The sequence below is a fragment of the Amycolatopsis regifaucium genome, from assembly GCF_001613935.1.
In the GTDB taxonomy this organism is placed as follows: Bacteria; Actinomycetota; Actinomycetes; order Mycobacteriales; family Pseudonocardiaceae; genus Amycolatopsis; species Amycolatopsis regifaucium.
In genome coordinates this window covers 1,387,614-1,401,297 of sequence record NZ_LQCI01000034.1, presented here as the reverse complement: position 1 = coordinate 1,401,297, position 13,684 = coordinate 1,387,614, and the positions used below count along the sequence as shown (strand labels likewise).

Here is a 13,684-nt window from a genome sequence, read left to right as displayed (position 1 = left end):
ACTGGCTTAGTTCACTAGCACACTGTTGAGTTCTCAAGCAACACGCTTTGTTTCAAAGCGATATTCACAAGCTTTTGGTCGAGCATGCCGAATCCTACAGTCTTAGCTGTAGGGGGTCGGCGGCCGCTCGTGGGCCGACGCTGAACATTACCTGGTCCGGTTCGCGGTGTCAACCCGCTCGGCCCTGGTTCCTGGCCTGGGGCTTTTCGGCCCCGGCGGCCCGGTGTTCCTGGCGACGAAGAGAAGATTACATGCCCCGGAACCCCCTGAAAACAGGGGGGTCACTTAAGGACATCGCCGCAGGTCAGCCGGTACGCAGCCCCCTCACCCGACGGTCTTCAGGTAGCGAGGCGGTTTGCGGGCGGGGGCGAAGCGTTCGAAGTCGGCCGCGTAGGCGAGCACTCGGGCGTCGGTCCACCGGCCCGCCATGAACGAGACCCCGACCGGGAGCTCGCCGACGAAGCCGGCGGGCACGGTCACCGCCGGATACCCCGCGACCGCGGCGGGGGTCGACGACGGGATCACGTCGTTGTCGCCGGTCTTGCAGTCGGTCTTCCAGGCGGGCGGGTTCGTGGGCGCGGCGATCGCGTCGAGGCGGTACTTCGCGACGGTCTCGTCGATCGAGCGTTTTGCCAGGTCGGTCAGCTCACGACGCATGGCCAGGTAGGTGGGATCGGAAGGACCGGGTGCGGCAAGTGCCTGTTCGAAGAGTTCCTGACCGGCGAAACAGGTCTGCTCGATCGGGTCCGACCGGTTGTAGGCGATGAGCGCGGCGAGGTCGCGCGGTCCCTTCGGGCGGGTGGCCAGATAGCGGTCGATGTCCCGGTGGAACTCGGTGAGCAGCGCCGGGAACTCCAGTTCACCGAGTCGTGCCTGGTACGGCGGGGTCACTTCGACGACCTCGGCACCGGCCTTGACCAGCTCGTTTCGAGTTCGTGTCATGACGGCCTCGACTTCCGGACCTAGTACCGGCAGCCGCCAGAGCCCGATCCGGGAGCCCTTCAGCACGCCGGGCCTCAGGTGCGCGGCGTAGTCGGTCGGCTGGTTCGGCGGGTACGCGCCGGTGGCCGGGTCGCTCGGGTCACGGCCCTGCAGAGCGGACAGGGTCAGCGCGACGTCGACGACATGCCTCGCCATCGGACCGGCGGTGTCCTGTTCGGCCGAGATCGGCACCACGCCGGTGCGGCTGACCAGGCCAAGGCTGGGTTTGTGCCCCACGGTCGAGGTCATCCCCGCCGGGCAGACGATCGAGCCGTCCGTCTCGCTGCCGATCGCGACCTGGGCCAGCGACGCGGCGACACCTGCCGCGGATCCGGCGGATGACCCACAAGGATTGCGATCGAGCACGTACGGGTTGTTCGTTTGTCCGCCGACGCCGGACCACCCGGAAGTGGGTTTGGCGGCGCGGAAGTTCGCCCATTCGGACAAGTTCGCCTTGCCGAGGACCACCGCGCCCGCGTCACGCAGTCGGCTGACCAAGGTCGCGTCCTTCGCGGGCTTGCTCCGTAGAGCGCGTGAGCCCGCGGTCGTCTGCATCGAGCGGGTGTCGACGTTGTCCTTCACCAGGACGGGGATGCCGTCCAGCGGACCCCGGGTCTTGCCCGCGCGACGCCGGACGTCACTCTCCGCGGCTTGCGCAATCGCGGCCGGATTGACCGCGATGACCGCGTTCACCTTCTGGTCGACCTTGCGGATTCGATCGAGGTACGCGGTGGTCAGACCGACCGCGGTCAGCCGTCCGGAGGACATTCGCTTCTGGAGCGCGGGGATGTCGGCGGCGTCGAGATCGAGGGATCCGCCGGTGGCGGACGCCGCGGGCGCGGCACTCGCCACGATGGCCGCGGCGACCACTGTCGTCAGGATTCCGAACACCGGTCGCCGCACCATCAGGTCTCCTTCGTCTAGAGAACCGGAAGCAGGGTCCGCAGCTCGTACGGGGTCACCGCGCTGCGGTAGTTATCCCATTCAACACGTTTGTTACGCAGGAAGAAGTCGTAAACGTGCTCTCCGAGCGCTTCGGGCAGAAGTTCCGATTTTTCCATTTCGGCCAGCGCCTCCCCGAGGTTCTGCGGGAGCTGGGCATATCCGGCCGCGCGGCGTTCGGCGTCGGACAGCTGCCAGATGTTGTCCTCGGCGGGAGGCGGCAGCTCGTAGCCCTTCTCGATGCCCTTGAGGCCGGCGGCCAGGATGACCGAGTAAGCCAGATAGGGGTTACAAGCGGAGTCGAGCGTGCGGATCTCCACACGGCGTGACGACGCCTTGCCCGGCGAGTACATCGGAACCCTGACCAGCGCGGAGCGGTTGGCCCGGCCCCACGAAACGGTCGTCGGGGCTTCACTGCCGCTGATCAGCCGTTTGTAGGAGTTCACCCACTGGTTCGTGACCGCCGAGATCTCCTTCGCGTGGTGCAGCAGCCCCGCCACGAAGGCTTTACCGGTCGCGGACAACTCGTATGGGTCTTCGGCGTCGTAGAAGGCGTTGCGATCGCCCTCGAAGAGGCTCACGTGGGTGTGCATCCCCGAGCCCGGCTGGTTGGTGAACGGCTTCGGCATGAAGGTCGCCCGGACACCCTGGGTGAGCGCGACCTCCTTGACGACGTAACGGAAGGTCATCACGTTGTCGGCCATGGTCAGCGCGTCGGCGTACCTGAGGTCGATCTCCTGCTGGCCGGGCGCACCCTCGTGATGGCTGAACTCGACCGAGATCCCCATCGCCTCGAGTGTCTCGATGGCGTGACGGCGGAAGTGCGTCGCGGTCGCGTGGCTGGCCTGGTCGAAGTACCCACCGTTGTCCGCGGGCTCGGGCTCGCTGCCGTCGTCCGGCAGGCTCGCGAGCAGGAAGAACTCGATTTCAGGGTGGACGTAGCAGGTGAAACCTGCCTCGGCCGCCTTCGAGAGCTGCCTGCGCAGGACGTGCCGGGGGTCCGCCCAGGACGGGGAGCCGTCCGGCATCGCGATGTCGCAGAACATGCGTGCGGAGTAGGGGCCGCCGTCCGGGGTTTCCCAGGGCAGCACCTGGAACGTGGCCGGGTCGGGCTTCGCGACCATGTCGGATTCGTAGACGCGGGCGAATCCTTCGATGGCCGATCCATCGAAGCCGATCCCCTCACTGAAGGCGCCCTCGAGCTCGGCGGGCGCTACGGCGACGGACTTGAGAAACCCCAGCACGTCGGTGAACCAGAGCCTGACGAAACGGATGTCGCGCTCTTCCAAGGTGCGGAGCACGAACTCCTGCTGGCGATCCATGGCCGCACCCTAACGAGAACGTGTTAACGACATGTTTCGCGACGCGCCGTTCGACCGGAAGTGGTGGATCACGCTACGAGAACCGGCTCGGGTTTCGCGGCCTTCGTGATCGACAGCGAAGCGACCGAAGCGAGCACGGCGAGACCCGCTGCGATGTACCAAGCGAGCGCGTAACTGCCGGAGGAGTCGCGGATCGCGCCCGCGCCGAAGGCCGCCAGACCGGCGCCGAGCTGGTGGCTGGCGAAGACCCAGCCGAAGACGATCGGCCCGGCGGCGCCGAATTGGCGGACGCAGAGCGCGACCGTGGGCGGAACCGTCGCCACCCAGTCGAGGCCGTAGAAGACAATGAACGCCCACATGCTCGGTTCGACCGATCCGCTCAGCAGTTGCGGAAGCAGCGCGAGCGAGACACCGCGAAGGGCGTAGTAGACGCCCAGCAGGATCCGCGGATCGACCCGGTCCGTGAGCCAGCCGGAGGCGATCGTGCCGACGACGTCGAAGATCCCGACGAGGGCGAGCAGGCCGGCGGCGGTGGTCTGTGGCATTCCGTGGTCATGCGCGGCGGGGACGAAGTGGGTGCTGACCAGGCCGTTCGTCGTGGCGCCGCAAATCGCGAAACCGGCCGCGAGCAACCAGAACGTCTTCGTCCGCGCTGCCGAGCCGAGGACCGTGAGCGCTCGGCGGGCAGAACCACCCGTAGGGGTCGGCGGGGCGACTGCACCGGGCTCCGCGCCGTAGGCGGTCGTACCGACGTCGGACGGGTGATCCCGGACCACCAGAAGGACGACAGGGACGACGGCCAGGGCGGCGATGGCGATGACGAGCGAGGCCGTCCGCCAGCCCGCATCGATGGCGAGGTTCGCCACGATCGGAAGGAAGATCAGCTGGCCGGTGGCGCCCGCCGCGGTGAGGACGCCAGTGACGACGCCGCGGCTGCGGACGAACCAGCGGGCGGCGACCGTCGCGGCGAAACTCATCGCCATCGAGCCGGTGCCGACGCCGACCAGGACGCCCCAACAGAGGATGAGCTGCCAGCTCGCGTTCATGAGCACCGTGCCGCCGGCTCCGATCGCGACGACGAAGAGCGCCGTCGAGGCGACGCGTCGCATTCCGAAGCGCTCCATAAGAGCCGCCGCGAAGGGCGAGAAGAGGCCGTAGAGCACGAGGTTCACGGAGACGGCCGACGCGATCGTCGCGCGCGACCAGCCGAACTCGTTGTGAAGCGGGTCGATGAGCACGCCGGGGGCCGCGCGGAAACCGGCGGCGGCGAGAAGGGCGATGAACGCGGCGGCGGCCACGAACCACGCGCGGTGGAGTCGAGTCTCAGGTTGCACGGGTACAGCGTCATCGGCCGCGGCTCCCGACGGAAGCGGCTGGAAGGACACTGTGCGAAAGATTCGGGCCAAGGCCATAGGCTCTGGCCATGCGCTGCCGTCACCTCGTTCCGGCGCTGCTGCTCACGATCGGGCTCATCGGCGGCTGTGCGGGGTCACCCCCGCTGCCTCCTGCCTCGGAATTCGTGAGCGCGGCGGCCGACTCCCTCGCCTCTTTGCGCAGCGTGCGATTCAAACTCGGGGTGAACGGCGTCGTGGCCGGGCTTCCCGTACGCGGACTCGATGGCGAGATCAGCCTTGAGGGTGGCCGGGACGGAAGCGCGGTCGGTAACGCGGATCTGCAGGACGACTTCGAGCGGGTGAAAGTCACGTACCGGCTGCACGGCTCTGAGATCACGCTCAGTGGTCCGGATGGGGATCGGGAAATCGCGGCTTCGGCCCCCTACACGCCCCGGGCCATGCTCGGGGCCGAAGGCGGGTTACGGCGGCTGCTGACCGGGGCGACCGAGCTGCGGGGTGAGCGATGGGAGCGGGTGCAGGACACCGACTCGCTCCGGATCGGCGCGAAGGTGCCGGCCGCGGTGATCGGCGGGATCGTGCCGGAGATCAAGACCGACGTTTTCGTGAAGCTGTGGATTTCGAAGGACGAGCCGCGGCGGCTGGTGAGAGTGTGGGTACAGGTGCCGCCGACGAAGCCGGAGGAGTTCGCGGTGATGCTGGAGCTGGCGTTGACCAGGCATAACGCGGTGGTCGTCGGGGACGGGCGATAGCAAAGGTCCCTTGCTCCCCCGCTAGGTGCAGCGGGTGTCGGGAGCGGGCAGCTTGCCGTCGATCAGGTACGCGACGCCCGCGCCGTCGACGCACGCGTTGCCGTCGAGGAACACGGTGTGTTGCGCGCCCTCGAACGTGAGCAAAGCTCCCTTGAGGTCCCGGGCGAGGTTCACGCCGGACGCGTACGGGGTCGCCGGGTCGCCGGTGGTCGAGATGACCAACGGCCGCGGCAGGCCCTCGATGTCCGGCTTGTGGACCTCGGAGGTGGCAGGCGCCGGCCAGACGGAACAGATATCGAGTTCGCTCATGTCCGGAGTACCGCCCTCGAGGAACGGCGCACCCTGGAGCATCCGCTCGTGGGCGCCGTCGATGACGCGGCGATCGGTGATCCGCGTGCTGTCGACGCAGCGGACCGCGAAGTAGACGTCGAGGATGCCGGTGTACCGGCCGTCCCGCTCGCGGCCGTAGTAGCTGTCGGCGAGGGCGACCAGGGTTTTGCCACTCCCCCGCTTCAGCTCGGCGAACCCGTCATCGAGGAATTCCCACGCGTCCTGCGAGTACAGCGCGGCGCTGGTGCCGGTGATGGCGTCCTCGAACGAGAGCCGTCGATTCCCGGCCGGGGCCGGTTTGGTGATCAGCGGTTTGACCAGTGCCTGGAATGCCTTCGTCACGCCACCGGCGTCACGGCCGAGCGCGCAATCCTCGCGGGCGACGCACCACTTGCCGAACGCGGTGAACGTGTTCTGGAAGCCCGCCATCTGCGTGACCAGTGATTCGGCGGTGTCGAGTTCGGGATCGACCGCGCCGTCGAGGAGCAACGTCCGCACCTTCTCCGGGTACGCCTCGGCATACCCGGTCCCGATCTGCGTGCCGTACGAAAATCCCAGATAGGTGAGTTTTCCGTCGCCGAGGGCCGAGCGCAGGACGTCGAGGTCCCGGACGACGTCCCTGGTCCCGATGTTGGCGAGCATCTCTCGGCCATGCTTCGTGCGCTCAGTGCACTTCGTCGCGTACGTCTTGGCGTCGGCGAGTTGCTTCGCGATCCCGTCGGGGGTCGTGTCGCTTTCCGAATCCTCGGCCCGGTCCGCGTCGCGTTCGGGGTCGGTGAGGCAGACAAGCTTCGGTTCGCTGGTCCCGACGCCGCGCGGGTCGAAGCCGACGATGTCGAACCGCGCGGCCAGGGGCGCGGCGGGACGGGACTTCGCGATGCGGGCCGCCGCTGCGACACCCGAACCGCCGGGCCCACCGGGGTTGATCACGAGTGAGCCGATCCGCTGATCGGCTTTCTTGGTCTTGTGCCGGAGGACGCCGATCGTGATCGTCTCGCCACCCGGCTTCAGGTAGTCGAGTGGCACGGCGAGCTTCGCGCAGTCGAACGCCTTGTCCGTGGACCCCGCACACGGTCCCCAAGCCAGCTTCTGCCCGGTGAACTTCTCGAGTGCCTTCGGATCCGGAGTCGGCGACGCCGAAGTCGTCGAGACCGGCGGAGGTGCCGACGGCACTGGCTGTGGCTGCTGCGTCGTGCATGACGCGACCAGCACGACGGCGAGCACGGCCGGGGCGCGGCGAAGGCTCATCTCGCGATCTTCGCAGCGTCACGGCCCTTCACTGGCTTTCGCGCCGAACTCGTTACTCGGCCGTGCAGCGCGTGCCCTCGTCCGGCACGGCACCGTCGACCAGGTATTTGATGCCGATCCGGTCGACGCACGAGACGCCCTGGAGGAACACCGTGTGCTGGTTGCCCTCGAACGTCAGCAAAGCTCCCTTGATCGCTTTCGCCAGGTTCACGCCCGCTTGGTAGGGGGTCGCCGGGTCGTTGGTCGTCGAGATGACCAACGACTTCGGCAAGCCCTCGACGTTGGGCAGGTGTGGCTCCGAGGTGTTCGGCACCGGCCAGAAGGCGCAGGCGTCACGCGCGGAACCGTCCGGCTTGCCGTCGTCGAGGAACGGCGCCGCCTGCGCGTACCGCTTCTGCGCGTCGAGCAGTTTCGCGGGGTCGGTGACGCGCGGGTCGTCGACGCACCGGATCGCGACGAAAGCGTCCTGGGTCGTCCCATAGCGCCCGTCGGCGCCGCGATCGTTGTAGAGGTCGGCCAGTTTTTCCAGTCCGTCGCCGCGCTGGCGCTTCAGTTCGTTGAGCGCGGTGTTCAGCGTTTCCCAGAGATTTTCCTGGTAGAGGGCCTGTATCACGCCGGTGGTCGCGTCTTCGTACGACAGTTTCCGGCCGTCGCCGACGGGGACCGGGAAGTCGATCAGTGGCCGCACGAGGTCCTGGAACGCCTTCGTGGTGCCCGCGGCGTCGCGCCCGAGCGCGCAGTCCTCCCGAGCCGCGCACCAGCTGGAGAATTCTTCGAACGCCTTGCCGAAGCCCTGCCCCTGCGCGACCAGCGACTCGACCGCGTCCTGCTCGGGGTCGACCGCCCCGTCGAGCACCAGCGCGCGCACGTTCGCCGGGAAGGCCTCCGCGTACGCGGATCCGATCCGCGTTCCGTAGGAGTAGCCGAGGTAGTTCAGTTTCGGGTCGCCCAGCACCGATCGCAGGATGTCCATGTCCTTGACGACGTCACGGGTACCGACGTTCGCGAGCATCGCGGGGCCGTGTTCGGTCCGCTGGGCGCACCTCGCCGCGAAGTCCTGAGACTCGGTTTCCTGCTTTTTCACCCCGTCGGGTGAGCCATCGGTCTCGCTGTCGTCCGCACGGTCCGCGTCGCGTTCGGTATCGGTCAGGCAGCGGATCTGCGGCTGGCTCGCGCCGATGCCACGCGGGTCGAAACCGACGATGTCGAAGCGTTTGCCCAGTTCGTTCGTCGCCGTCCGGGAGGCGAGACCGGCCGCGGCCGTCATGCCGGACGCGCCTGGGCCACCGGGGTTGACCACGAGCGCCCCAATCCTTTCGTCGGTTTTCAGCGCCTTCCGGCGCAGCAGACCGAGCGTGATCGAGTCGCCATCAGGCTTCGCGTAGTCGAGCGGGACCGTCAGTCGCGCGCATTGTGCGTCCTTCACTCGAAACGCCGCTTTTGCGTCATCGGATGTCGCGTAGGGTGCACAATCGGCCCAGGTCAGACTCTGTCCATAGAACTTCTCGAGTCCTGCGGGCACCGGTCCGGACGGAGCGTGTGACTCGGTGGCCGGAGGTGGCGGCTGAGTTCTACCCTCTCCCGACGAGCACGCGGCGACGGTGACGGCGAGCAGGCCGGACAGCGAGATCGCGGCGAATCGGCGGGCACGGGACCTGGCGCTGACATGAGTGGACACGGTTGGATCGTGCCATCGGCCGTGGAACTCGGCCGCACCACCACTGCGTTGGTGATACGGGTGCGGACGGCAGAAAAACAGACGGGAGCACAGGGGTGGCAGCACTGATCAGCCGGGTGGGCAAAAAGCTGCGCCGGATCATCCAGCGGCCGGGCAGCGTCGAGCTGACCCGCTACGAAGCGCTGCTGCCGGCCATCGAGAAGCTCGAGCCCGAGTTGGAGAAGCTCTCCGACGAGGAGCTGACAGAGCGGGCCGGCAAGGTCCGGGAAGCCTCGTCCTTCGGCGACGAACAGCTGATCGAGGTGTGCGCGCTCGGCCGTGAGGCCGCGCGGCGCGCGCTCGGCGAGCGCGCGTTCGACGTGCAGCTGCTCGGCGCGATGGGCCTGCTCAGCGGGCATATCGTGCAGATGGAGACCGGTGAGGGCAAGACGCTGGCGGGTGCGCTGGCCGGGGCGGGGTACGCCCTGCGCGGCAAGCACGTCCACGTCGTCACGGTGAACGACTACCTCGCTCGTCGTGACGCGGAGTGGATGGGCCCGATCTACGACCTGCTCGGTGTTTCCGTCGGGTGGATCGAACCGGCTCACTCCCGCGACGAGCGCCGCGAGGCGTACGCGAAGGAGGTCACGTACGGCGCCGTCAGCGAGATCGGCTTCGACGTGCTGCGCGACCGCCTGGTGACCCGCGAAGAGGATCTGGTCCAGCGCGAGCCCGAGGTGGCGATCGTCGATGAGGCGGACTCCGTGCTGGTCGACGAGGCCCGCGTGCCGCTGGTGATGGCGGGGTCGATCGACCACACCGACGCCGACGAAGAGGTCGCGAACATCGTCCGGCGGCTGCGGCTCGGTCTGCACTACGAGACCGACGCCGACGGCCGCAACGCCTGGCTCACCAAGGCGGGTGCGTCGGTGGTCGAGAAGGCCCTCGGCGACGACATCAACCTCTACGACGAGACCGGCTCGGACCGGCTGCCCGCGGTGAACGTGGCACTGCACGCGCACGCGCTGCTCACCCGCGACGTGGACTACCTCGTACGCGACGGCAAGGTGCAGCTGATCAACGCCGCGCGTGGCCGGGTCGCCGAACTGCAGCGCTGGCCGGACGGCCTCCAGGCCGCCGTCGAGGCGAAGGAACAGGTCAAGGCGACCGACCGGGGCGAGATCCTCGACTCGATCACCGTGCAGGCGCTGCTCGCGCGTTATCCCGAGGTCGCGGGCATGACCGGTACCGCGGTCGCGGTCGCCGAGCAGCTGCGCGAGTTCTACCAGCTCGAGGTCGCGGTCATCCCGCCGAACACGCCGAACATCCGCGAAGACCAGGAGGACCGGATCTTCGGATCGCCGTCGCAGAAGCTGCGCGCGATCGAGGAGGAGATCCGGCGCGTGCACGAGACCGGGCGGCCGATCCTCGTCGGCACCCAGGACGTGGCCGAATCCGAGGAGCTGGCCGAGAAGCTGGCGAAGGCCGACCTCGAATGCGTCGTGCTCAACGCGCGCAACGACGCGGAGGAAGCCGCGATCATCGCCGACGCCGGCAAGAAGGGCTCGGTCACCGTTTCCACCCAGATGGCCGGTCGCGGTACCGACATCCGGCTCGGCGGCAAGGATGGCGAAGGCCGCGACGAGGTCGTCGAACTGGGTGGCCTGCACGTGATCGGCACCGCCCGCTACCCGTCGAGCAGGCTGGACGGCCAGCTGCGGGGCCGGTCCGGGCGGCAGGGCGACCCGGGCAGCGCGGTGTTCTTCGCCAGTTTGAACGACGAGCTCGTGCTGTCGAACGCGCCCGACGTCCCCGAGGGCATCACCTCGGACGTGGGCAGCGGCGAGATCACCGACCCGGCCGCGCTGCGGCAGATCAACCACGCGCAGCGCGTCGCCGAGGGTGTCGACCTGGAGATCCACCGGAACACCTGGCGCTACACGCGGCTGATCGAGCGGCAGCGTGGCGAGCTGCTCGAGCACCGGGACAAGGTGCTGCGGACGGCGCACGCGGCGGAGGTGCTGGAGAAGGCGCACCCGGAGAAGTTCAAGGAGCTGTCGGAGGCCGTCGACGACGAAGCTCGCGTCGAACAGCTGTGCCGGGAGGTGCTGCTGTTCCACATCGACCAGCTGTGGTCGGACCACCTCGCGTTCCTGACCGACGTGCGGGAGAGCATCCACCTCCGGGCGCTGGCGCGGGAGACGCCGATCGACGAGTTCCACCGCGCGGCGATCCCCGAGTTCCACAAGATCATCCCGGAGGCGGCGACGCGGGCGGCGAAGACGCTCGAGGAAGCCGAGATCACCGAGAACGGCATCGACCTCGGTGACGCGGGCGTGCGGCGGGCGAACACGACGTGGACCTATCTGGTGCACGACAACCCGTTCGACTCCGATTTCGAGCAGACCATCAAGAAGGTGCGGAGCATGATCAAGCGGAAGTAGCTTGGGCCGCGCGCGGAGCGGGGGACTTTTGCTGTCACTCTCTTCTGGAGAGTGACAGCAAAGGTCCCCCGCTCTCTTTTCGGGGGTATTCCCAGGTCAGCGGCCTGGCGATAGCAAAGGTCCCTTGCTCCCGTCCTGACCGTGCCCCGGCGAACCGGACCCAGGTGGGCGATTCGGCACATCCACTCGTCCCCGCGGACGCCGGTGGGTGAGAATGTCGGCATGCCGCAACTGCGCATCGCACTGGCCCAGGTCAACACCACCGTCGGAGACCTCGAAGGCAACGCCGAGCTCACCGTCGAGTGGACTCGCAAGGCCGCCGAAGCAGGCGCCCACCTCGTGGTCTTCCCGGAAATGTCCCTCACCGGCTATCCCGTCGAAGACCTCGCCCTGCGTCCGGCCTTCGCCTCCGCCTCGAAGCAGATGGTCGAAGAGCTCGCCCGCCGCCTCGACGAGGCCGGCTGCGGCGAGGTGCTCACCTACATCGGCTATCTCGATCTCGACGAGACCGGCCCGCGCGACGCGGCGGCCGCGCTGTACCGCGGCGAAGTGGTCGCCCGTCAGTTCAAGCACCACCTGCCCAACTACGGCGTCTTCGACGAGCACCGCTGGTTCAAGCCGGGCCATGACCTCGAGATCGTCCGCTTCCACGGCGTGGACGTCGGCATGGTGATCTGCGAGGACGTCTGGCAGGACGGTGGCCCGATCTCCGCGCTGGGCAAGGCCGGAGTGGACCTCGTGGTCGCGCCCAACGCCTCGCCTTACGAGCGCGCGAAGGACGACATCCGACTGCCGCTGATCGCGCACCGCGCGGCCGAGGCCGGGGCGCCGCTGGTGTACACGAACCAGGTCGGCGGCCAGGACGACCTGGTCTTCGACGGCGACTCGATCGTGGTCGGCGCGGACGGCCGGTTGCTGGCGCGCGCGCCGCAGTTCGTCGAGCACCTGCTCGTCGTCGACACCGAACTCGCCGCGGGCGGGCACACCGCCGAGGGCGAGTTCGAGGGCCTGCGGGTCAAGCGCCGCGTGCTCGGTGAGGACGCCGTTCCCGCCTACAGCCCGCGCACCGAGTCGGCGATCAGCGAACCGCTGTCGGATGAAGCCGAGGTGTGGCACGCGCTCGTCGTCGGCCTGCGCGACTACGTGCACAAGAACGGCTTCTCGTCGGTGACGTTCGGGTTCTCCGGCGGCATCGACTCGGCGGTGGTGGCGGCGCTCGCCGCCGACGCGCTCGGCGGCGACAACGTGTACGGCGTTTCAATGCCTTCGGAGTACTCCTCGACGCACTCGAAGGACGACGCCGCGGATCTCGCCCGCCGCATCGGCGCGCACTACCGCGTCGAGCCGATCGCCGACATGGTCAAGGTCTACGTCGAGCAGCTTCAGCTGACCGGCCTCGCCGAAGAGAACATCCAGGCCCGTGTCCGCGGCATGCTGCTCATGGCACTGTCCAATCAGGACGGTCATCTGGTGCTCGCCACGGGCAACAAGACCGAACTCGCCGTCGGCTACTCGACCATCTACGGCGACGCCGTCGGGGCCTTCGCGCCGATCAAGGACCTGTTCAAGACGCACGTCTGGCATCTGGCCAAATGGCGCAACGCGGAAGCCGAAAAGAACGGCGAAACTCCGCCCATCCCCGAGAACTCGATCACCAAGCCGCCCTCGGCCGAGCTGCGACCCGGTCAGCTGGACAGCGACTCGCTGCCCGATTACCTCATGCTCGACGACATCCTCGACGACTACATCGAGGGCGACCGCGGCTACGTCGACCTGGTGGACGCCGGCTTCGAACCGGAGACCATCGACCGGGTGGTGCGCATGGTCGACAAGGCCGAATACAAGCGTCGCCAGTACCCGCCGGGCACCAAGATCACGTTCAAGGCGTTCGGACGGGACCGGCGACTGCCGATGACCAACGGCTGGCGCGAGGGCCAGGTCGTGATCAAGTCAGCTCAGCGCGACCTGCTTCCCCGCTGAGGTTTCCAGCACGGCCACCAGGCCGGGCCGGGCGTCACGCCGGACGAGCATGTCCATCCCGAGTGCCCGTACCGTGGTTTCCACCGCGGCGGGCTCGGGGTGGACACCGGTGACCAAGAGCAGCGGGATCGACGGGAGTTCCCGCGTCGTCGGATGTGGGGTGTTCCCCCAGTCGATGAGGAAGGGCGCGAGCCCGTCGAGGCCGCCTGCGCCGGTGAGCCGCCAGGTCAGCACTTCACCGTCGTCGGTGACTCGCGACATCTCGAAAGCCTCGCCCGGGTCGTAACCGCGCTCGCGTGCCTCGGCGATCGCGTCGTCGATACCCCGCACGCGCGCCGCCCACGTCACCAGGGCGGGCTCGGTCAGTTCGTCGATGCCGAACGGCCGGGGCCCGATGTGCTCGGGTTGCTCCGGATCGGGCCCGACCACCTCGAGGTAGGCACCGGCACCGAGATCGGCCAGATAGTTGGCCGTGCCGAGTCCGACATGCCTGCCACCGCGTACGGGCGTGACACCGGTCAGATCGGCGACGCGCGCGACGGCCTCTTCGAGATCCGGCCCGGCGTAGACGAGGTGATCAAGCACGAGGTCGTTCATGCCCATACTCCTACCGCAGCCGCCGCTTCACCGTCAGCGCGGCGTCTGGTTGCCGCCGAAACGCAGTGAAGCCGAAACT

The 13,684-nt window shown here is 68.1% G+C and carries 9 protein-coding genes; 3 read left to right on the top strand and 6 right to left on the bottom strand.

The window, feature by feature from the left end; genetic code table 11:
- Nucleotides 1–324 precede the first annotated feature (324 nt).
- The 3 genes from AVL48_RS30635 to AVL48_RS30625 all read right to left on the bottom strand — a co-directional run bounded on the left by AVL48_RS30635 (nt 325) and on the right by AVL48_RS30625 (nt 4,579).
- The gene (locus tag AVL48_RS30635) at nt 325–1,887 is read right to left on the bottom strand and encodes an amidase (RefSeq protein WP_061989103.1); all 1,563 of its coding nucleotides are present in this window, start codon (nt 1,885–1,887) and stop codon (nt 325–327) included.
- A gap of 14 nt (nt 1,888–1,901) precedes the next feature.
- On the bottom strand, nt 1,902–3,245 hold the full coding sequence (gene glnA / locus AVL48_RS30630) for a type I glutamate--ammonia ligase (RefSeq protein ID WP_005168007.1): 1,344 nt from the start codon (nt 3,243–3,245) through the stop codon (nt 1,902–1,904).
- A 68-nt stretch (nt 3,246–3,313) separates the two neighbouring features.
- The gene (locus AVL48_RS30625) at nt 3,314–4,579 is read right to left on the bottom strand and encodes an MFS transporter (protein ID WP_061989105.1); all 1,266 of its coding nucleotides are present in this window, start codon (nt 4,577–4,579) and stop codon (nt 3,314–3,316) included.
- 89 nt (nt 4,580–4,668) lie between these two features.
- On the opposite strand from AVL48_RS30625, the gene AVL48_RS30620 reads away from it, so the two are divergent.
- Nucleotides 4,669–5,349, top strand: a complete 681-nt coding sequence (locus tag AVL48_RS30620; RefSeq protein WP_061989107.1) for an LppX_LprAFG lipoprotein — start codon at nt 4,669–4,671, stop codon at nt 5,347–5,349.
- 21 nt (nt 5,350–5,370) lie between these two features.
- On the opposite strand, the gene AVL48_RS30615 is transcribed toward AVL48_RS30620, so the two are convergent.
- Entirely contained in the window at nt 5,371–6,927 is a 1,557-nt protein-coding gene (locus tag AVL48_RS30615; protein ID WP_082857798.1) for an alpha/beta hydrolase, read from the bottom strand.
- A gap of 52 nt (nt 6,928–6,979) precedes the next feature.
- On the bottom strand, nt 6,980–8,551 hold the full coding sequence (locus AVL48_RS30610; RefSeq protein ID WP_208616292.1) for an alpha/beta hydrolase: 1,572 nt from the start codon (nt 8,549–8,551) through the stop codon (nt 6,980–6,982).
- A gap of 149 nt (nt 8,552–8,700) precedes the next feature.
- Here AVL48_RS30610 and secA2 point away from each other — a divergent pair, with 149 nt between their 5' ends.
- Together secA2 and AVL48_RS30600 are read left to right on the top strand one after the other, a co-directional pair.
- Nucleotides 8,701–11,028: an accessory Sec system translocase SecA2 gene (gene secA2 / locus AVL48_RS30605; protein ID WP_061989110.1), complete on the top strand. Its 2,328-nt coding sequence runs from the start codon at nt 8,701–8,703 to the stop codon at nt 11,026–11,028.
- A 222-nt stretch (nt 11,029–11,250) separates the two neighbouring features.
- On the top strand, nt 11,251–13,008 hold the full coding sequence (locus AVL48_RS30600; protein WP_061989221.1) for an NAD+ synthase: 1,758 nt from the start codon (nt 11,251–11,253) through the stop codon (nt 13,006–13,008).
- On the opposite strand, the gene AVL48_RS30595 is transcribed toward AVL48_RS30600, so the two are convergent.
- Complete coding sequence (locus AVL48_RS30595) at nt 12,979–13,605, bottom strand: VOC family protein (protein WP_061989223.1); 627 nt, start codon at nt 13,603–13,605, stop codon at nt 12,979–12,981. The two genes, AVL48_RS30600 and AVL48_RS30595, sit on opposite strands and share 30 nt — an antisense overlap.
- Nucleotides 13,606–13,684 lie beyond the last annotated feature (79 nt).

What these genes read in the sequence shown, in the direction of transcription:
- AVL48_RS30635 (WP_061989103.1), bottom strand. Translation starts at nt 1,887, where the DNA reads ATGGTGCGGCGACCGGTGTTCGGAATCCTGACGACAGTGGTCGCCGCG.
- glnA (WP_005168007.1), bottom strand. Translation starts at nt 3,245, where the DNA reads ATGGATCGCCAGCAGGAGTTCGTGCTCCGCACCTTGGAAGAGCGCGAC.
- AVL48_RS30620 (WP_061989107.1), top strand. Translation starts at nt 4,669, where the DNA reads ATGCGCTGCCGTCACCTCGTTCCGGCGCTGCTGCTCACGATCGGGCTC.
- AVL48_RS30615 (WP_082857798.1), bottom strand. Translation starts at nt 6,927, where the DNA reads ATGAGCCTTCGCCGCGCCCCGGCCGTGCTCGCCGTCGTGCTGGTCGCG.
- AVL48_RS30600 (WP_061989221.1), top strand. Translation starts at nt 11,251, where the DNA reads ATGCCGCAACTGCGCATCGCACTGGCCCAGGTCAACACCACCGTCGGA.
- AVL48_RS30595 (WP_061989223.1), bottom strand. Translation starts at nt 13,605, where the DNA reads ATGAACGACCTCGTGCTTGATCACCTCGTCTACGCCGGGCCGGATCTC.